Origin of the sequence: Paenibacillus peoriae (genome assembly GCF_022531965.1) — a bacterium.
GTDB lineage: Bacteria > Bacillota > Bacilli > Paenibacillales > Paenibacillaceae > Paenibacillus > Paenibacillus polymyxa_D.
This window is the reverse complement of record NZ_CP092831.1, coordinates 3,160,518-3,179,127: the sequence shown is the minus strand read 5'-3', so window position 1 is coordinate 3,179,127 and position 18,610 is coordinate 3,160,518. Positions and strand designations below refer to the sequence as shown.

Genomic DNA, 18,610 nt, shown 5'->3' with positions numbered 1-18,610 from the left:
TCCGACAAGCAGGACTGTTGTTGTTATTGCAATTCTCACTTTCAACATTGTGCTTTTACTTATCCGAGGCTCCAATTTTCGTATTGTAATTTGAATTATTATAGCAAGTACAACGAAAAATATTGAAGTGAATGAATTATAGATAATATCAGCTCCCTTTACTCATTATGCCTATCTTGTACTCCGATGGGGGCTGTTAAAGATGGGAATTAAGAGTTGTTTGTGATGGAATATCCTGTACGCATCAAGTTAATCGTAATTCCTTTGCCCTTATCTTGGTTTTTAAGGATTTGTGCAATAAGCCCTGCTCCTGCCCCTATTACTGCGCCAAAAACACCCGATCAAATGACTGTTACTACCGAATAGACTAATCGGATACAATTTCAAAGTAAACACTAAAAGCTCTACTGGCCAAGCTAGTAAGAGAAGAGTGCTCAAAGGTGCGACTGTGGGAGAAGTTACGCAATAGGTTTAGTGATTGGAATCAGATAAAGAAAGCCGGAGAGAAAGCGTAAACTTCTTTCCGGCTTTTTGGCATAGTTCAACAGAATAATTACTTGTTCAGCAGTATGAAGTTATGGATAAAACCCTCTTTTTGTATGAAAATGGGGGTTTGAATTTTCGATGTGAAATCATAATAATATACGCCTCGTCCGTCCTCCTCATTTTTCTCAGAGGCGCTACCCAAATAATAGATACCCTTGCCGTCCGGGGACATATAGACAAATTGGCGGGATAAAATAGGCAACTTTATTTTGGTGCGCTTACCTGTTGCAATATCAACCAGACTATACTCGGGATTGCCGTGATTAATGAAACGAGTGGTTATGAGGAGCAGCTTATCATTACTGCTGGACATTGAAGTTGTTTTCTCTTTTTTTAGTGTGACGATAGAATGTGTGGAGAAGGTGGCGTAGGTGCTGATATCAGATACATAACCCCTAGTGATAACCGGGGAGCAGGATCATGGGTAAGTCATCAGTTAGAAAAGTATGCTGATGGAATCAAAGTGAGGTTTATCGTGAAATAAAAACAAGGACTCAACCAGTATAGAAGCTGGAATGAGTTCTTTTTAATACCCAATAAAAAATAAATATGCAAAAATATAGAACATATTTATAGATAAGCAAGTTTATGTTTAGACACATTTCCTCAATTAAATTATTCTTAGTTCTATTAAACATATTGGAGGATCATTTAATGAAGAAAGCATGTATAACGATTTTATTTTTAGTTCTTTTATCTCTACCCTTATCGAATGTCTTTGCAGCTGAAGCAGAGTACTCAGAAAATTTAATTCCTAAAATGACATCTAACAATTTGCCATCTGGCGTGGCAAGTGCGAGCAACGAATTTTCATACGCATATAGATCTTTTGACGGGGATTTTGCTACTATCTCTAGTGCTTGGGGATCTAATGAAAATACTGCATGGTTAAGATATGACTTTCCTAAACCTGAAGTTATTGAACAATACGTTATATATCCACAGACAACGGCAACCGACCGGGCCCCTAAAGATTGGACTTTTGAAGGATCAAATGATGGGGTTACTTGGAACGCGCTTGACACTCAGTCAAATATCACTGAATGGGTAGATAGCACTCCAAAAAAATTCACTTTTTCTAATTCTAATTCATACAAGGACTATAGAATTAATATTACAGCAAACAATGGAAGTCAGTATATAACTCTTGGCGAATTAGAGATGATGTCTAAGGTATCAAGTTCCACTCCTAACCCAGGAACAGAGGAACCGACTCCAAACGGGGATCGTACAATTCTGGTAGTTACCATGACAACTGGTTTGGAAAAGGAATTCGACCTAAGCATGAAAGAAGTCAATGACTTTATTGCCTGGTACGAAAGCAAGCAGGCTGGTTCTGGATCAGCATCATATGCTATCAATAAGCACGATAACAATAAAGGCCCATTCAGTAGCCGTAAGGATTACATGCTATATGATCGTATCCTAACGTTTGAAGTAAGTGAATACTCTAAATAAATAAAAAGCTCTGCTAACCTTAATTGGTCGGCAGAGCTTTTAACGTTTCTAACAGGTCTGTGTTAGGCTGAATTATATTTCGTTTTAGCTTCTTCATATAATTTGCCGAGGTTACGAAACTCAATTGATGTCCTTTATCACGTTGAAAATATGTTTACTATTTAATATTTTTCGTATATATTAATATTTGGAAATTAGTCTTCATAAATTTTTCCTGCAAAACCAGATTAATTTAACAAAGGAGATTATTTTAATGAGTATTTCATTAAGAATAGAACGCAAATCCGGTGGTGAGCCAATTGAGTTTGTAAAAGGTGAAATCACTGGCTTTACTTATAAGAATAATAGTTCCATAAACCTTTCAGCTAAGTCTCCAAACTTGGCTCATTCGCTACATATTGGAAGCAAAATTCCGCTTCATTCGCTTCCTTCAGTTATAGACAATGCGGATAATTCCAACATGCTGTATACATGGGCAAATACAGAATATAAACCTGATAGTGAGGATTACTATCGCAAATGTAATATCCAAATCGTTAGAAATGAAAACACAATCCGAGATATTACGTTTACACACGCTTATGTAGTAAAGTATCAAGAACAGATTGATACCAGCAAAGAGATCCTTGAGTTTGAACTCGTTCTAAAACAAAAAGAAGATCAATTGGGAAAAATTCAATACAGTCCTCAGTTAGAACCTAAGGAAACAAGAGAAAAGGATCAGTCTGATGTCTCGCAAAAAGTACTGGAAGGTGCATATAGTAAGAATATGTTAGTGTATGCAGGAAATATTACTTTTCCGTTTGAAAATCCTATGGTAGAACTAGAAAAGACTTGGGTACGAGGCGTAGAGAAGGTAAAAGATTCGACAGATACTGTAATACATTATCCTGATCGTAAAGCATTTACATTAGTAGCTGTTCCTATAGCTCGAAAGAAGTACGGAGACATCACAGCCAATTTACTTCAACATTCACTTGATTACAAACCAGGACATTTACACTTTAACGAGTGGTCGTATGAGGCGCAGCAAATTAAAAAATCCAAAGAACATAATATGTATGTAATTGATAAAGCAGTACAAAAAGCTAACGACAAAAAAGTTAAAAGTTTTTCAAGTGATGGGTCTATTGCAATTGAAAGTGACAGAGATTTGTATAACGCTTTTCACAAAATGAAGTACAAAATAGATGGAACATATGTAAAAGGACAATGGGAAATTACTACAATATATTATGATAAATATAATTTTGAATATAATTTTAAACAAATGTTTACTGGGGACAACAAACTCGGTTGGGCTGCGGCCAATCTAACAAATTTAATGGAATCATGGGGAACACTCAATGAGTATACATCTTATGTTACAGTAACTGATACAAAAAAGGCTTGGAAGTGAGGTGTGAATTGCAGATGAAACGCAGATACAAGATTTACATCTTGATCTCTCTACTAGTTATAACTACTACTATAATTTTTCTAGCGAATTCTGGAGACGATACGATAAGGAAGTACCCATATGGCAAAGATACGTTAGAGTTTTTTGGAGATGGGACTTTTCAGATTTACAGGGGAGGAGGATCGGGTGATCCTCCAATACTATACACTCATCAAATTGAAGCTCCTAATTCAGTGATTGATAACGTTCTGTCTTATAAAATAGAAAAAAATATCGTATATGTGGTTGGTGAAAATAGCTTCATTAAATTGGATTCAAGTACCAACACATACGAACAAAAGAAACTGATTTCTGACTTTACTTCCAAAGATAGAGATATATTTAATGAATTAATGGAAAAATAGAAGCTATCATAAGTAAATGTGATAGCAAGGGAGCTTTAACTTGTTCACAAAGGTTAACTTAACATGTGCTTTAGTTGAGTTATTGTTATGTAAGTATTTTAAATTTATAAGAGAATGGTTACCACCAGTGGTGATATTATGATTATTAAAATTGAAGGTTTCTTTTTTCAGAATTTGATTACTGGTCCCCTATGCACACAAGAAGAACTATATCAAAAGTATATACAAGCAAAAATGCTGAGTCTTAATATTAGAGATTTACCTGATATATTTTGTCGACTTCATAATTTTGATCGATTACGTTTTGAAGATGACACAGAGGTTGGTTTCGTGATTGATACAGATACGGACAGGATATATAGACCGATATATTGATGTTTAAAGCGATGTATTCGAAAGATATCTTCCCATCTCCTTTAATTACAAGTAATGAAGGACTCACATAACTGGCTACTATATTCGATTTTATAATCAAAGTCGATCACAACGAAAGTTAAATAAGTTGCCTCCGAAAGAATACCGAAAGCAGCTTATAGTCTAGTGTTATTTTTATTTACCTGCATGCCCTATCATAGAACGTATTTAAACATATATTAAGGTAACGACAAATAAAGGAGGTTAAAAGAGATGGGTGCCTATGAAAATACAGGTGGCGGCGGTGTATGGACTTCTACAGCGGCAATTTTAGTGCTCTTTATTCTCTTAGTTATCATCACTAAATCACTTTGGGTTTAGTTTGTAAAAAGAACTGTTGGAAAATATCACTTCACTCATGGATATTCAATAGTTGAGCCCATCGAGCGCATAAGCTATTTGGCAATAGCCACCGTATTCGCATCTCTTTCGGCAAATACTTGGTGGATTCCTGCCATAATAGTTTTGCGCTTATTGTATTTCATTTTATCTTTTCAGTAGCGAGTCAAGACCACTGCTGGCTTATCAGGCTTCTGTTAGATAAAATTCTCAAAGAGATGGTAGGATGAAGGTTGAAGTAAACAAATGTAATTACAGCATCAAAAAACCAATATATCTAAAGAGTAATGTTACTTTTACCACAGTAGGTAAGGAGGCTACAGTGCTGCAAATTGATGCTAACTAGGGATAATGGAGCTTTAACTTCGAACAATTCAAACCGGGCATTGAATGTAATTATTAAAAATTTAACAGTGCATGGTGTAGCAACAACCGAGCCTGATAAAGTGCCAAGTTATGTTAGAATTACAAATTATGGTATTCTGTTGGAAGGTAGTAGCTATGTGAACGATAAGGTACTCTTTGAGAAAGAACATAGAGATTAAAAATACAAATATAGGGCTCCATATAAAAGGATTTTCCGACGTAACGGTACAGAATAGTGAATTTCACGACAACGGTGGGGGTTCTAAAAAATCTAGCTAAAGCCCATACATGTATTGTGACGATACGTGAGCTTTAGCTTTAACTAATTGCCCAAAAAGTACCAATAACTCACAATAATGACCTTGCCAGTACGAAATCACAACTAATACATATGGAGAAGTTAGTACCTAGCGTGTGAAAGTTAAGACTGTGAAACTGCTATTAACGGTCGGCAAACCGCTTGAAAACGATTGATCCACGCCGGATCGTAGCCTTTTCCACTGCTCTAAAGTCGGCTTGATTCCAAAAGTGTATTTAAGTAAGTGAATACTCTAAATAAATCGAAAAGCTCTGTTACCTTAATTGGTCGGCAGAGCTTTTAATTGTTCACGGTTTTTAAAATATATCCAGGTATTCTTTCTGGAATTTGATGAAATCTTGCACACTGTCGTGATAGGTAAATCTACCGCCATTTTTATCAATAATCCAGTTGATATTCTCGTCATTTAACAAAATTCCATACATGCAGTGATGAAGCAGTTCAATTTGCTTTTCATCCCTAATTCGGATCAAATGTTTTTCTTGTTCGATAATGAGGTACCATTTCGTTTCTGTTTCATCTACATCCGCATCCACATACAGTATTGATACCGACAAGGGGAATGGCCAGTCAAACCATTGTCCTCGCTTGTCTTCTCTATAACCTTCAAATGCCATGGTTATTCCCTCCTACTTGGATAATTTCCTGATTAGTTTAAATGTATCTAACGTGCTGCGATTGTACGCTTAATTAGGTTCTTGTCTTATCCTACTGGCACAGGAATATCGCCCCCATATTCTTCTCCTTGGCTTCACGTACACCATCATAAACATCTGTAAAAGTTCAGTGTCACTTTGGCAACCGTCTAATTCCGCTATTGTTGCACAATAGTTGTATCCGCTTTTATCGTTCATTGTTCTGATCTGTACAGTATACGGAAAACGACAGGTAATAAAGAAGCTGAACGCTTTGTTACCCGATATCAAAACGCTATTACCAATACTGTACAATTATTCTACTGAGCAATGATGTGGTCCAACATGAAGGACTGGAGATAAGAACAGGTAGCAGTGTAATGGACATAAAGGCGCGTCTGCTGGTTTTGGAAGAGGGGACCACAAGAGCGATATACGCTCTATATTGTAATCATAGGGGGCTGGGATGGTGACCAAAAGATCATTACATTTTCTCGTATGGAAATAGGCGCTGATATTAAACCTCCAATGATATGGAGCAAGGATACACTCATGTCTTGAATGTATCTTGTTTCTGGAGGGTCAAAAGTGAAAACCCCTTATTCACAGTCCGTTTTGAGCTATAACCAAATTTTAATGTGGCTTTGTGTTCTTTCGTTTTTTAGTGTGTTAAATGAAATGGTTCTTAATATCTCTTTACCTGATATTGCTGATGAATTCAATAAGACACCAGCCATTACAAATTGGGTGAATACTGCCTTTATGCTAAGTTTTTCTATAGGAACAGCTATATACGGAAAGCTATCTGATCAGTTAGGTATTAAAAGGTTGCTCCTGTTTGGAATCATAGTGAATTGCATAGGATCATTAATTGGATTTGTGGGACATACTTTTTTTCCAACACTTATCTTGGGGCGATTTATACAAGGGATTGGTGCAGCTGCATTTCCTTCACTTGTGATGGTCGTAGTTGCTCGCTATATCCCAAAAGAAAACAGGGGAAAGGCATATGGCCTCATCGGGTCTATCGTAGCAATGGGTGAAGGGATAGGACCGGCTATTGGTGGGGTGATTGCTCATTATATTCATTGGCTTATTTACTGCTTCTTCCTGTTTTAACGTTTGTAACTGTTCCCTTCCTGATAAAATTATTGAAAAAGGAAGTCATTTCAAAGGGCTCGTTTGACATTGCAGGAATCGTGCTTATATCTCTAGGTATTGTATTGTTTATGTTGTATACAACTTCTTACAGAATTTCTTTTCTGGTGATAAGTGTTCTATTTTTCTTGATCTTTTTAAAACATATCAGACAAGTAACCAATTCTTTTGTTGATCCTTCATTGGGGAAAAATACTGCATTTATGATAGGAATCCTTTGTGGCGGGCTTATGTTTGGTACCGTAGCTGGATTTGTTTCTATGGTCCCTTATATGATGAAAGACGTTCACCACTTAAGTACCGCAATGTTTGGCAGTGGAATTATTTTTCCTGGAACGATAAGTGTTATTTTCTTTGGTTTTCTTGGAGGAGCACTTGTTGATAAGAAAGGTTCCTTACATGTGCTAGCAGTCGGCGTTGCATTTCTTGCCGTCAGTTTTTTGGTAGCTGCTTTCTTTATTGAAATGACACCTTGGCTGATGTCTATTATTCTAGTCTTTGTTTTCGGTGGTCTTTCTTTTATTAAAACAGTAATATCCACTATTGTTTCAAGTAGTTTAAAACAAGAAGAAGCTGGCGCAGGAATGAGCTTGCTTAATTTTATAAGCTTTTTATCAGAAGGAACGGGGATTTCAGTTGTAGGAGGCTTATTGTCAATACGTCTTATTCATCAAAAATTTATACCAATCATTAATTTTCCATCTGCTTATTTATATAGCAATATGTTATTGATTTTTTCAGTGGTCATTATAATTAGCGGGATTTTATCTGTTATTGTATATAGACGTTCAGTTTCAGATTCCTGATAAGAGCAAAAAAGGATTACATGCTGAAAATGATCGCATCCTCACGTTTGAAGTAAGTGAATACTCTGAAAATAAATCAAAAGCTCTGCTAACCTTAATTGGCCGGCAGAGTTTTGTGTGCTGATCAGTTTGATTTTACTAGATACGGGAAAAGTAGCAATGCAAAGTGTGCGTACAAGATAGTATTGTTTTTAAATTCGGCCTTATTACAGAAGGATAGGCTAATTTGAATACTTAAACTTATAATACCAAAAAATCGCTTTCTCATGGGCTGTGGAAAAATTAGAATATAGCATAGTATCAACTCCGCCGATTACAAAGTTATTTTTAGCATAGAATTGACAAGCTAAAATATTCACATCCTGTGTTTCAAGCATAAGGCCAACAAGATTATTCTGCTTAGCCCACTCGGTTGCTTTACTCAATAAGGCTGCTCCGATTCCCTTGTGTCTCCAGTCTTTAGCGACGACAATATCCTCAATTAGAGCATAGCCATTCCAATTAGTACAAAGTTTAATTTTCCCAACACAGTCGTTCTCATCATAATATAAAAAAATAGATTTTCCTTGTTCATTAATATAACTGATATCGACGTCATCATCCTCATACTGTTTAAAATATGGTTCGGGAAAACTTTCTTCTATATATGACCAAATGTTGTTCTCGTATTTAGGTATAATTTTTCCTGACACAATAAAGCCGTTATTCTCATTTGACTTTTTAAAATCCCCCATATTTGAAAGTGACATTTTAATTATCATGGCTTGTCTCCTTCTGGTTTAATTTCTCTATGCACATTATTCTAAAAGAGAACCACTTTTTCCTGTCTGTTAGATTTATAAAAGAGTAAAATAGTAGCGACTGTTCAACTATGTGTGATATTTACGATCTCGTCCGCTTGCTTAAACGATTCATAGCAGTAGTTAGGTGTGCTGCTTAACACAAAAAAGCAGGAAGAATTTCTCCCGCTTTTTGCATGAAAACGATTATTAACGTCTGCGTTGTCTATCGTTTACGCTAAACAAATTAACAGCCAGTGCGTTACCTCTTGCACGCGCAGTGGCTCTTTGATTGGAACGGATGTTCAATCTTCTTCTTCTTAAATCACGTCTGCAATGTCTTCTGCTCATAATATCACCTCCCTTCAAGAAATGAAGGTGCGGTTGAATCTTAGTGGCGTTTATGCTTACGCTTGGAAATTTTGATATTCAAGGCATTGGTTGCTAGTGCATTTCCGCTTCCTGTTTTAGCAGCTGCGGCTTGAAAGACTTTAACGACCAGATATCTGTTTTTCCCGATGCGATGCTTATACGTTTTAACTCTATTTCTGATCATCTGCATATCTCCTTTGCTTAGTTCTGCTATATATATATGTCAATTGTGATAGTAATGTATCAGCATAAATCTATTAGAAGCAAAAAGAAGCTAGTACCTATATCCCTAAAGGTTAACAAAAAAACTCATGCGAACCTGTCTTCGCCTTTTCAACTTTACGTTGCAGGAGATGTTACAGGCAGGTCGGCATGAGTCTAATGTGTAGAATAAAGATAATATGCAGTTTGTATGAAAATTATTTACTATTAAGGGTGTTAAGTTTTTTTTCGTAGTATGCCTCTTGGGCAAGAATATGATTCAGTTGTTCTGAGAGCTGTTTATATTCTTGGCTGGCCTCTGGGTAATTATTTCTTTCGGAAATTACAGCTTCAAGTTGCTTTTCTAAATACCTGAAATGGATGAGTATTTGTATGTACTGAATACGATCGTAGGTTGTTATGTGTGATTTCTCTTCTGCATACAAATGATCCATTGTTGGAACTGCACAGCTTACGACGATAAATATCATAACAAACGCTGAAATTATTATTTTTTTCATTTAATTCCTCCTACAGAGCTATGAGTAATTAATATACCATATTTAGCTAAAAGAAAGAAAGATCTATTAGTTTTTCCCATAACAGTATAGCTGTTCAAGATCAGTGGGGGATTATTTGAGATGATGAGGCTGATTTTATAGTAGATACAATAGGAATAGGTTGCAAAAAGGAAAGAATAGTTGTGAGATACATAGTAAGCATAATAACAATACAAAACCGGCTTGCCCTAGGCAGCCGGTTTTGTATTAGGGGATAGAATAACGGGGAAGGAAGAACGAGAAATCAGTGGAAGTCCCGGAAGAGTCCTACAACTTTGCCCAAAATACTGACGTGTGTCAGACGAAGCGGTTCAAAGGCTGGATTTTCAGGTTGAAGCCGGATATGATCTTTTTCTTTGTAGAAGGTTTTAACTGTAGCTTCGTCTTCATCTGTCATAGCTACAACAATATCGCCATTATCAGCGGTCTGCTGCTGACGTACGATTACATAGTCTCCGTTAGCAATCCCAGCCTCAATCATGCTTTCGCCTACAACAGATAACATGAATATTTTATCCTCACCAACAAAGTGTTGGGGAAGAGGAAAGTAATCTTCAATATTTTCTGTCGCCGTAATAGGAAGACCAGCGGTTACTTTGCCGACGACGGGGACACGACTAATGGAGTAATTAATCAAGTTGCTGTTATCCGATTCGTCTTGACCGAGTAACTCAATAGCCCGTGGTTTTGTAGGATCGCGGCGAATGAGTCCTTTTTTCTCTAAACGATCCAAATGACCGTGAACCGTAGAACTGGAGGCCAATCCGACAGCCTCGCCTATTTCGCGTACAGAAGGGGGGTATCCCTTTAGACGCACTTCATTGCGGATAAATTCAAGAATGGCCTGCTGGCGGCTCGAAATCTTAGACATACCGTATCAACCCCATTTAGTAACGTTTGGGAAAATTATAGCATAGAACCTCCGTTCGTACAAACATAAGTTCTAAATAATCCCTAAAAATAATTGCGAACTTTTGTTCTCTTTTCTATTGAACAAAACAAACGTTCGTGTTATATTGTGAAAACATAAGAACAAACGTTTGGAGGACACAACCATGATGAAATATAGCACCTATCAAAGTATTTTTCCAATGAATATAGAAAATTTACAGGAGACCCGAAAAGAGGGTAGGGCGCGTTTTATGCAGATTATTACCCATACTCTTTTACTTAAGCTTCTTATTATAATGATTGTTGCTTGGATTGCAGGAGCAGGTGTACTTACGGTTTTCGCGGCTCCTTCAGCTTCCAAGGAAGAAGTGACTAAACTGACAGTACAACCTGGGGATACGTTGTGGCAGATTGCCGCGAATCATAAACCGGAACGAATGGATACACGGGTATATATAGAAGGAATTGTGCGGATTAACGGTTTAGAGGATCGGGGAGTGCAGGCAGGTCAGGTACTCAAGCTTCCTGACTTATGATCTATAGACTATTAGAGCTTGTCAGGGAGCGTAATGCGGGAGCCTTGACAAGCTCTTTTCTACATGTCAAAGTGTATTATATCTTTGCTTTTATGGAGGGGACACAATTTGGATATAGACAGCTTGGTACAGCGCATTAATGAATTAGCGCGCAAAGCAAAATCCGAGGGATTAACAGAAGAGGAAACCACAGAACGTGCCAACCTTCGGGAAATTTATTTAGGTAACATTCGCCGTAATTTTCGGCAGCAGCTAGAAACGATTGAATTTGTGGACGATGATACATCGAAGGGAAATGACGGGCTGAAGCATTAATGTTGTTAAAGCGCCCAAGCCTGCAATTTGCCTTTTGTTTTAGGTACCTCTCATGGTATCTATATAGATCAGCTTTGAGGCAATTGTTTTAATGTAATATATCTGGGAAGGAATTGAGAGATGGCCCGATCATTTGAAAGAAAAGTACGCAAAAACACAGCGCATTTAAATAAATCGCGCAAAAAGCAAGGTATTCAAACCATTAGCGGCGCAGGTTCTGCAATGGATATTTTCCGTGGACGTAACATTACTGTGCCAATTATGCTGGCTGGTCTTTCTGTATTGTACATGCTTATGAGTTACTTTTTGACTAAGACCGGTATGCGAGGGATGGATTGGCTTGTATTCGGCCTGTACTTGATGCTGGCTGTTATCTTTTTTATCCGTCGTCCTTATCTGAAAGTGGGAAAGGATACTCTCTATATGCTGAAAGGTGGTAGGGAACGTCCAATGACCGCTGGGGACATGAAAGCCATCAAGATTGAAAAGGGTTACGTAACCGTTGAAAGAAAAGGTAAGGGTGGTAATTTTATTTTCACAAAATCATTAGGTCGCTATGACACGGATGCCATTGCAGAGCGACTTGAGAAGTTTGCGCTATCCAATCAGATACAGGTTGACAAGAAATAACTGATTTAGCCTGTACTCTGTAACAAAGGCCGTATGATGTTATTTCATATAACATGCTGCGGCCGCTTGCTTAATATGGGCACACATAACGATTCAAATGCTTAATCAAGCAAATAGGCGTACATATACTGTGGAAAGAGAGTGGATAATTCAGATGACGATTCAGGCGGTAATGTTTGATCTTGATGATACCCTTTTGTGGGATGAACGTAGTGTAGAAGAGGCATTTGATGCAGCGTGTCAAACAGGCTCCCGTGAAGCAGGTGTTGATCCAAAAGCTTTGGAGGAAGCCGTACGTAAAGAAGCACGCGCTTTGTATGAATCCTATGAAACTTTTAGTTTTACTCAAATGATCGGCATTAATCCGTTTGAAGGATTGTGGGCGAATTTTACAGCAGGTGAGCAACCTGAATTCCGTCAATTGGAACAGTTGGCCCCTGTTTATCGAAAGGAATCATGGCGCAGAGGACTCCAGCAACTAGGGATAGATAATGAGAAGTTGGCGGAAAAGCTGGCTACCCAATTTGCTTCGGAAAGACGCGCACGTCCCCATGTATATGAAGAAACGTTTGAAATTCTAGAACAATTGAAGGGACAATACAAGCTATTATTATTGACAAACGGTTCCCCTGATTTACAACAGGAGAAACTGGATGGAGTTCCTCAATTAGCTCCTTTCTTTGATCATGTGGTCATTTCAGGTTCATTTGGTCGAGGCAAGCCTGATCCGTCTATATTCCAGCATGCGTTGGGGCTTCTTGGTATTGAGCCTGAACATGCTTTAATGGTAGGAGATAAGCTGACGACTGATATTCAAGGAGCGTTGGCAGCAGGTGTTCACTCGGTGTGGGTGAACCGAAACGCCAAAACCAATACCACAGAGATCAAGCCGAAGTTCCAAATCAAGCATCTGTCTGAATTGGACGGAATTATTCAATCGTTAAAGTAAGAAATCCACAGTCTTTGGAAACGAGTATTAAGAAAACTCCCTTCGCTCGATTGTCACAGAGCAGAGGGAGTTTTTTATTTACACAAGGATAAATTCGTAATTATGCTTTAATGAAGGTTGGATCTTCGAACGGTTCCGCAATCCAGCCATTTTCTTCAATGAACAAGCGGACTGCCACGATCTTTTGATTCTCCATTAAAGTGAAAAAGTGAGGTATATTTTCGGGTACGGAGATAACGTCCCCCGGTGAAAGCTCTACGTTAAAATAGCCGATCTCTTCAGGTCCTTTAATGATAAAGATGCCTTTACCAGCGACAATGGCACGGATTTCATCCTCGGTATGGGTGTGAATTTGCTCAAACTTGGCCAGCAGATCGTCCAAATTCGGCGTTGCTTCAGATAGAGTGATAACGTCCCATATTTTATATCCGCGACGTGCGGCTAAATCCTTGATTTCGGGTTCAAATGTTTTGAGAACAGCGGCCTTTTGATCATCTGTTAAGGTAAAGTTCTCTTGCAGTTCCCCGGACAATTTGGAAGCATCCCAATGTTCATACAATATCTCGTGACTCTCCAGAAATTCACGTACTTGTTCTTCACCGCTAATTCTTTCATTCGTATTACGTATTAAGATTTCGGCCATGTGTTTATCCCCTCTTTTCCACTTGGATTAATGTTGTATAAAGAATACCATGTCTTGAAACGTTGTACAATACAGGATTTCAACATTTTATAATGCAAATGAACATAGCTAAAGGATGCAGGGTTAAGTACGTTTAATAATGCTACAAACTATAAAAATGGATAAGAGAAGTCGTTTTTACAAAGAACAACCTGTATAAAACGTATGTTTTTACTTCAATCTATCTAAATGATACGGTTTCTGCTAAACTAGGATTTAACGTTTTGCGGGGGTGAAGAAATTTGGATAAAGTTAGCTTGCAGGATGCATTACAACGAAGAATACTCCTTCTTGATGGGGCCATGGGCACCATGATTCAACAGGAAGACCTTTCCCCCGATGATTTTGGTGGGGAAGAGCTGGAGGGCTGTAATGAAATGCTGGTCTTAACGAGACCGGATGTCATTCAAGGGATTCATGAAGCATACTTGAAGGCCGGAGCAGACCTAATTGAAACGAATACATTTGGAGCAACATCCGTCGTTTTGGCGGATTACGATATACCAGAACGTGCCCGTGAAATTAATCTGGTGGCGGCCAAACTGGCGCGTAACGCGGTGGATAAATACAGCACTGCGGACAAGCCTCGCTTTGTAGTAGGAGCTATGGGCCCAACCACGAAAACCTTGTCTGTCACAGGTGGTGTTACATTTGCTGAGCTGATTGACAGCTATCAAGAGCAGGCCTTGGCGCTTATTGAAGGCGGCGTGGATGTACTCCTTTTGGAAACCTCACAGGATACGCTTAACGTCAAAGCTGGAAGTATCGGAATTCGGCAGGCTTTTGAGCAGACAGGTATCGAGCTTCCGCTAATGATTTCAGGCACGATTGAGCCTATGGGAACGACGTTGGCTGGACAAAATATCGAATCCTTTTGCATATCACTGGAACACTTGCATCCAATTTCAATTGGGTTGAATTGTGCTACAGGTCCAGAGTTTATGCGTGATCATATTCGCTCTCTGTCTGAAATGTCCTCTGCAGCTATTAGCTGTTATCCAAATGCGGGCTTGCCCGACGAAAATGGTCAATACCATGAATCGCCTGATTCATTAGCACGTAAAATGGCTGCTTTCGCTGAAAAAGGCTGGCTGAATATTGCTGGGGGATGTTGTGGTACCACGCCTGATCATATTCGAGTTATGAGTGAAAGTATGGCGCAGTTTGAGCCGCGCCCGCTGGTAGGTCATCATCCTCCTGCCGTATCAGGCATTGAGCCTGTATATATTGAACAGGACAATCGTCCGTATATGGTTGGTGAGCGAACGAATGTTCTGGGATCCCGCAAATTCAAGCGTTTGATTGTGGAAGGCAAATATGAAGAGGCGTCTGAAATTGCCCGTGCTCAGGTAAAAAGCGGAGCGCATGTCATTGATATTTGTGTGCAGGACCCGGACCGCGATGAAATGACGGATATGGAAGCGTTTTTGAAACTGGTTGTAAACAAGGTAAAAGTACCTTTGGTGATAGATACAACGGATATTAAAGTCATTGATAAAGCACTTCAATATTCGCAAGGTAAGGCGATTATTAACTCCATTAATTTGGAGGATGGTGAAGAGAAATTTGAGAACATGGCTCCTCTTATTCATAAGTACGGCGCCGCTGTTGTTGTTGGTACGATTGATGAACGCGGACAGGCTATTTCGCGTGAGGATAAGCTTGAGGTAGCTAAACGTTCTTATGATCTGTTGGTGAACCGTTACGGTTTGGCAGCAGAGGATCTAATCTTTGATACGCTCGTATTTCCAGTAGGAACAGGTGATGAGCAATATATCGGTTCAGCTAAGGAAACGATTGAGGGTATTCGCATTATTAAAGAGGCGCTTCCCGGAGTGCATACTATCTTGGGCATCAGTAACGTTTCTTTTGGTTTGCCGGAAGCGGGTCGTGAAGTGCTCAATTCCGTCTACTTATATGAATGTACCAAAGCAGGTCTGGACTATGCGATTGTAAACACTGAGAAGCTTGAGCGTTATGCATCCATTCCAGAGCATGAGCGGAAACTTGCGGAAGACTTGATCTATAAAACAAATGACGATACTTTATCCGCTTTTGTAGCAGCTTTTCGTAACAAGAAAGTGGAGAAAAAAGAAAAGATATCAAACCTTTCGCTCGAAGAAAGACTGGCTTCCTACGTAGTGGAGGGAAGTAAGGAGGGACTCATTCCGGATCTGGAGCAAGCGCTTGTGAAATATTCTTCGCTGGAGATTATTAACGGCCCGCTGATGAAGGGGATGGAGGAAGTAGGACGACTGTTTAACAATAACGAATTGATTGTAGCAGAGGTGCTGCAAAGCGCTGAAGTAATGAAGGCGTCCGTGGCTTATTTAGAGCCGTTCATGGAGAAGAATGAATCCTCAGTAAAAGGTAAGATTTTGTTGGCTACAGTCAAAGGTGATGTGCATGACATTGGTAAGAATCTGGTGGAGATTATTCTATCCAACAATGGTTACCATATTGTGAATCTGGGTATAAAAGTACCACCAGAACGCATTATTGAGGCTTACCGTGAAGAAAAGGCCGACATGATTGGCTTATCCGGGTTGCTTGTTAAATCGGCACAACAAATGGTGCTGACCGCACAGGATTTGAAAAATGCGAATATTGATATTCCAATAATGGTGGGTGGAGCTGCTTTAACACGTAAGTTCACTAAAAATCGTATCCGTCCTGAGTATGATGGTCTGGTTGCCTATGCAAAGGATGCTATGGATGGCCTAGATATTGCCAATAAGCTTATGAATCCTGAGTCCCGTAAAAAAATGGCCGAGGAGATGGAGGCTGAGCGAGAAGCTGAAGCGGCAATCGTCGTGGAAGCCAAGCCGCTCCCTAAACTCACTCGAGCTGTGCGCTCTAACATTGCTCAGGATCTGCCCGTCTATATTCCACCAGATACGGATCGCCATGTACTGCGTAACTATCCACTGAATTATATTTTGCCTTACGTGAATATGCAGATGCTAATGGGGCATCATCTTGGTTTAAAAGGCAATGTTGAGCAGCTGCTGGCTTCGGAAGATCCGAAAGCGATTCAGTTGAAGGAAACCGTGGACAGCATCATGTTTGAAGCTGTGACAGACGGAATCATCCAGGCACATGCCATGTATCGTTTCTTTCCAGCGCAGTCGCAAGGGAATCAAATTCTGATCTATGATCCGTCGGATGTGAGCAAGGTACTGCACACATTTACATTTCCGCGCCAGCAGGTAGAGCCTTATCTGTGTCTGGCTGATTTCTTGAAATCAGTGGAATCCGGAGTTATGGACTATGTGGGTTTCATGGTCGTTACAGCTGGTCATGGGATTCAGCAGATATCTACCCAGTGGAAAGATAAAGGGGATTATCTGCGCTCGCATGCACTTCAAGCGGTAGCACTCGAAGTAGCAGAAGGGTTAGCGGAACGGCTTCACCATATTATCAGGGATAGCTGGGGTTTTCCGGACCCTGCCGATATGACAATGAAACAGCGGCACGGTGCCAGATATCAAGGCATTCGGGTATCCTTTGGCTACCCTGCATGTCCAGATCTGGAGGAACAGGGGCCGTTGTTCCAGTTGTTAAAACCTGAGGATATTGGCGTTGAGCTGACGGAAGGGTTTATGATGGAACCGGAGGCTTCTGTATCAGCCATGGTGTTCAGCCACCCTCAGGCGCAGTATTTTAACGTCGAAAAGGTTTAACACCTTTATCAGATGGGATAGCAAATACCCTCCGAGCTTCGGAGGTTTTTTGCTGGTCAGCAGGAAGAAGGTTAATGTTATGGAATTTTATTTTCTCGGTACAAATGCAGGGGTGCCTACGATTCAGCGAAATGTAACGTCCATCGCTCTTCGTTTGCTGGAAGAACGAAGAAGCATGTGGCTGTTCGACTGCGGTGAAGGCACTCAACAAGAGGTATTGCGTTCGCCGCTCAAACTAAGCAGACTTGAAAAAATATTTATCACCCATTTGCATGGGGATCATCTTTTTGGTCTGCCGGGGCTGCTGTCGAGCAGAGCGTACCAGGGGGGAACGACACCACTGACGGTATATGGACCGCCTGGAATCCAGCAATATATCGAGCTATCTTTAGGGATCAGCCAATCGCGTATCAATTACCAACTACATATTGTGGAGCATACGGGCGGGGTTCTGTTTGATGACGGACAATTCCGGGTAGAGTCAGCTTTGCTGGATCATCGGATCGACAGCTATGGCTACCGAGTTGTAGAGATGGATAAGCCCGGTAAGCTTAACCAAGAACTGTTGGAGCGATATGGAATCAAGCCCGGCCCGGTGTACGGTAAGTTAAAGCGTGGGGAAAGCGTGGAGGTAGAGGGTGGAGTTATTTTGCACCCTCAGGATGTTTTGGGTTCGCCGAAAAAGGGGCGTATCATCACGATTTTGGGGGATACGAGACCTTGCCCGAATACGGTAGTGCTGGCTCAAGATGCAACTGTCGTCGTTCATGAAGCCACTTTTCTGCATGAACTGGCAGATACAGCGTACGAGTATCATCATAGTACGGCGCTTCAGGCAGCGGAGGCTGCAAAAGCCGCAGGTGCGGGTCAGCTAATCATGACACATTTTAGTTCTAGGTATAAAGATCAGGAGCAGCTTCAGCCATTGCTGGAGGAAGCGCGAAGCATATTTCCCAATTCATTGCTTGCGGAGCAGCATGTGTTGTTACCGGTACCCGATATCGGTTAATAAACGATTGGAGAAAGATATGTGCATGGGTACCGGGGCTTGCTCCGGTGCCTTTGTTTTTCACCGAAATTATTTTCCGGGAAAGCGCAGGATGCGACAAGAGATGAGAACCCGTACACGGTGGTGGGGATGAATTTGTTCTACCACATATGGAGGTAT

Annotated in this window: 19 protein-coding genes and 2 pseudogenes; 13 read left to right on the top strand and 8 right to left on the bottom strand. The window is 40.0% G+C overall.

Annotated elements, in window-relative coordinates; translation table 11 throughout:
- Window positions 1-553: 553 nt before the first annotated feature.
- Window positions 554-859 carry a hypothetical protein gene (locus MLD56_RS13825; RefSeq protein WP_029517403.1) on the bottom strand — a complete coding sequence of 102 codons (306 nt, stop codon included), beginning with the start codon at window positions 857-859 and terminating at the stop codon, window positions 554-556.
- A 36-nt stretch (window positions 860-895) separates the two neighbouring features.
- Here MLD56_RS13825 and MLD56_RS13820 point away from each other — a divergent pair.
- From MLD56_RS13820 to MLD56_RS13800, 6 genes and pseudogenes are all read left to right on the top strand, one after another.
- Window positions 896-1,030 (top strand): annotated as a pseudogene (locus tag MLD56_RS13820) (NucA/NucB deoxyribonuclease domain-containing protein); the annotation flags it as partial.
- Window positions 1,031-1,200: 170 nt separating this feature from the next.
- The gene (locus MLD56_RS13815; protein WP_029517404.1) at window positions 1,201-2,004 is read left to right on the top strand and encodes a discoidin domain-containing protein; all 804 of its coding nucleotides are present in this window, start codon (window positions 1,201-1,203) and stop codon (window positions 2,002-2,004) included.
- A 253-nt stretch (window positions 2,005-2,257) separates the two neighbouring features.
- On the top strand, window positions 2,258-3,403 hold the full coding sequence (locus MLD56_RS13810; protein ID WP_029517405.1) for a hypothetical protein: 1,146 nt from the start codon (window positions 2,258-2,260) through the stop codon (window positions 3,401-3,403).
- A gap of 14 nt (window positions 3,404-3,417) precedes the next feature.
- Window positions 3,418-3,807, top strand: a complete 390-nt coding sequence (locus MLD56_RS13805) for a hypothetical protein (protein ID WP_029517406.1) — start codon at window positions 3,418-3,420, stop codon at window positions 3,805-3,807.
- A 442-nt stretch (window positions 3,808-4,249) separates the two neighbouring features.
- Window positions 4,250-4,348, top strand: coding sequence for an IS3 family transposase (locus MLD56_RS26125; RefSeq protein WP_416145682.1), 99 nt, complete (start codon window positions 4,250-4,252; stop codon window positions 4,346-4,348).
- A gap of 86 nt (window positions 4,349-4,434) precedes the next feature.
- The gene (locus MLD56_RS13800; RefSeq protein WP_080658622.1) at window positions 4,435-4,542 is read left to right on the top strand and encodes a sporulation protein YjcZ; all 108 of its coding nucleotides are present in this window, start codon (window positions 4,435-4,437) and stop codon (window positions 4,540-4,542) included.
- 999 nt (window positions 4,543-5,541) lie between these two features.
- Here MLD56_RS13800 and MLD56_RS13795 read toward each other — a convergent pair.
- Window positions 5,542-5,862 (bottom strand): hypothetical protein, encoded by a 321-nt coding sequence (locus MLD56_RS13795; RefSeq protein WP_029517409.1) that lies wholly within the window; start codon window positions 5,860-5,862, stop codon window positions 5,542-5,544.
- 606 nt (window positions 5,863-6,468) lie between these two features.
- On the opposite strand from MLD56_RS13795, the pseudogene tet reads away from it, so the two are divergent.
- A pseudogene (tet, locus tag MLD56_RS13790) lies at window positions 6,469-7,844 on the top strand (Tet(L)/Tet(K)/Tet(45) family tetracycline efflux MFS transporter).
- A gap of 221 nt (window positions 7,845-8,065) precedes the next feature.
- Here the strand turns inward: tet and MLD56_RS13785 are convergent.
- The 5 genes from MLD56_RS13785 to lexA all read right to left on the bottom strand — a co-directional run bounded on the left by MLD56_RS13785 (window position 8,066) and on the right by lexA (window position 10,627).
- The gene (locus tag MLD56_RS13785; protein ID WP_029517410.1) at window positions 8,066-8,605 is read right to left on the bottom strand and encodes a GNAT family N-acetyltransferase; all 540 of its coding nucleotides are present in this window, start codon (window positions 8,603-8,605) and stop codon (window positions 8,066-8,068) included.
- Between the two features lie 228 nt (window positions 8,606-8,833).
- Window positions 8,834-8,974 carry a hypothetical protein gene (locus MLD56_RS13780; protein ID WP_165146693.1) on the bottom strand — a complete coding sequence of 47 codons (141 nt, stop codon included), beginning with the start codon at window positions 8,972-8,974 and terminating at the stop codon, window positions 8,834-8,836.
- Between the two features lie 40 nt (window positions 8,975-9,014).
- On the bottom strand, window positions 9,015-9,179 hold the full coding sequence (locus tag MLD56_RS13775; RefSeq protein ID WP_013310546.1) for a hypothetical protein: 165 nt from the start codon (window positions 9,177-9,179) through the stop codon (window positions 9,015-9,017).
- A 235-nt stretch (window positions 9,180-9,414) separates the two neighbouring features.
- Window positions 9,415-9,717, bottom strand: coding sequence for a hypothetical protein (locus MLD56_RS13770; protein WP_029517411.1), 303 nt, complete (start codon window positions 9,715-9,717; stop codon window positions 9,415-9,417).
- Between the two features lie 283 nt (window positions 9,718-10,000).
- Window positions 10,001-10,627, bottom strand: a complete 627-nt coding sequence (gene lexA / locus MLD56_RS13765) for a transcriptional repressor LexA (RefSeq protein WP_013310545.1) — start codon at window positions 10,625-10,627, stop codon at window positions 10,001-10,003.
- A gap of 187 nt (window positions 10,628-10,814) precedes the next feature.
- Here lexA and MLD56_RS13760 point away from each other — a divergent pair, with 187 nt between their 5' ends.
- The 4 genes from MLD56_RS13760 (at window position 10,815) to MLD56_RS13745 (ending at window position 13,077) form a co-directional block, all read left to right on the top strand.
- The gene (locus MLD56_RS13760; RefSeq protein WP_049816988.1) at window positions 10,815-11,183 is read left to right on the top strand and encodes a LysM peptidoglycan-binding domain-containing protein; all 369 of its coding nucleotides are present in this window, start codon (window positions 10,815-10,817) and stop codon (window positions 11,181-11,183) included.
- A gap of 108 nt (window positions 11,184-11,291) precedes the next feature.
- Window positions 11,292-11,498: a DUF896 domain-containing protein gene (locus tag MLD56_RS13755; protein WP_029517413.1), complete on the top strand. Its 207-nt coding sequence runs from the start codon at window positions 11,292-11,294 to the stop codon at window positions 11,496-11,498.
- A 120-nt stretch (window positions 11,499-11,618) separates the two neighbouring features.
- Window positions 11,619-12,128 carry a hypothetical protein gene (locus tag MLD56_RS13750; protein WP_025724118.1) on the top strand — a complete coding sequence of 170 codons (510 nt, stop codon included), beginning with the start codon at window positions 11,619-11,621 and terminating at the stop codon, window positions 12,126-12,128.
- Window positions 12,129-12,282: 154 nt separating this feature from the next.
- Window positions 12,283-13,077 (top strand): HAD family hydrolase, encoded by a 795-nt coding sequence (locus MLD56_RS13745; RefSeq protein ID WP_029517414.1) that lies wholly within the window; start codon window positions 12,283-12,285, stop codon window positions 13,075-13,077.
- 100 nt (window positions 13,078-13,177) lie between these two features.
- On the opposite strand, the gene MLD56_RS13740 is transcribed toward MLD56_RS13745, so the two are convergent.
- Window positions 13,178-13,720: a 1,2-dihydroxy-3-keto-5-methylthiopentene dioxygenase gene (locus tag MLD56_RS13740; RefSeq protein ID WP_029517415.1), complete on the bottom strand. Its 543-nt coding sequence runs from the start codon at window positions 13,718-13,720 to the stop codon at window positions 13,178-13,180.
- Between the two features lie 281 nt (window positions 13,721-14,001).
- Here MLD56_RS13740 and metH point away from each other — a divergent pair, with 281 nt between their 5' ends.
- Together metH and rnz are read left to right on the top strand one after the other, a co-directional pair.
- On the top strand, window positions 14,002-17,442 hold the full coding sequence (gene metH / locus MLD56_RS13735; RefSeq protein ID WP_029517416.1) for a methionine synthase: 3,441 nt from the start codon (window positions 14,002-14,004) through the stop codon (window positions 17,440-17,442).
- A 79-nt stretch (window positions 17,443-17,521) separates the two neighbouring features.
- The gene (gene rnz / locus MLD56_RS13730; RefSeq protein ID WP_029517417.1) at window positions 17,522-18,451 is read left to right on the top strand and encodes a ribonuclease Z; all 930 of its coding nucleotides are present in this window, start codon (window positions 17,522-17,524) and stop codon (window positions 18,449-18,451) included.
- The last annotated feature ends 159 nt before the right edge of the window (window positions 18,452-18,610 follow it).

Bases quoted from the DNA above. Each gene is read 5' to 3' on its own strand.
- MLD56_RS13825 (WP_029517403.1), bottom strand. From the start codon at position 859: ATGTCCAGCAGTAATGATAAGCTGCTCCTCATAACCACTCGTTTCATT.
- MLD56_RS13815 (WP_029517404.1), top strand. From the start codon at position 1,201: ATGAAGAAAGCATGTATAACGATTTTATTTTTAGTTCTTTTATCTCTA.
- MLD56_RS13810 (WP_029517405.1), top strand. From the start codon at position 2,258: ATGAGTATTTCATTAAGAATAGAACGCAAATCCGGTGGTGAGCCAATT.
- MLD56_RS13805 (WP_029517406.1), top strand. From the start codon at position 3,418: ATGAAACGCAGATACAAGATTTACATCTTGATCTCTCTACTAGTTATA.
- MLD56_RS13800 (WP_080658622.1), top strand. From the start codon at position 4,435: ATGGGTGCCTATGAAAATACAGGTGGCGGCGGTGTATGGACTTCTACA.
- MLD56_RS13795 (WP_029517409.1), bottom strand. From the start codon at position 5,862: ATGGCATTTGAAGGTTATAGAGAAGACAAGCGAGGACAATGGTTTGAC.
- MLD56_RS13785 (WP_029517410.1), bottom strand. From the start codon at position 8,605: ATGATAATTAAAATGTCACTTTCAAATATGGGGGATTTTAAAAAGTCA.
- MLD56_RS13780 (WP_165146693.1), bottom strand. From the start codon at position 8,974: ATGAGCAGAAGACATTGCAGACGTGATTTAAGAAGAAGAAGATTGAAC.
- MLD56_RS13775 (WP_013310546.1), bottom strand. From the start codon at position 9,179: ATGATCAGAAATAGAGTTAAAACGTATAAGCATCGCATCGGGAAAAAC.
- MLD56_RS13770 (WP_029517411.1), bottom strand. From the start codon at position 9,717: ATGAAAAAAATAATAATTTCAGCGTTTGTTATGATATTTATCGTCGTA.
- lexA (WP_013310545.1), bottom strand. From the start codon at position 10,627: ATGTCTAAGATTTCGAGCCGCCAGCAGGCCATTCTTGAATTTATCCGC.
- MLD56_RS13760 (WP_049816988.1), top strand. From the start codon at position 10,815: ATGAAATATAGCACCTATCAAAGTATTTTTCCAATGAATATAGAAAAT.
- MLD56_RS13750 (WP_025724118.1), top strand. From the start codon at position 11,619: ATGGCCCGATCATTTGAAAGAAAAGTACGCAAAAACACAGCGCATTTA.
- MLD56_RS13745 (WP_029517414.1), top strand. From the start codon at position 12,283: ATGACGATTCAGGCGGTAATGTTTGATCTTGATGATACCCTTTTGTGG.
- MLD56_RS13740 (WP_029517415.1), bottom strand. From the start codon at position 13,720: ATGGCCGAAATCTTAATACGTAATACGAATGAAAGAATTAGCGGTGAA.
- rnz (WP_029517417.1), top strand. From the start codon at position 17,522: ATGGAATTTTATTTTCTCGGTACAAATGCAGGGGTGCCTACGATTCAG.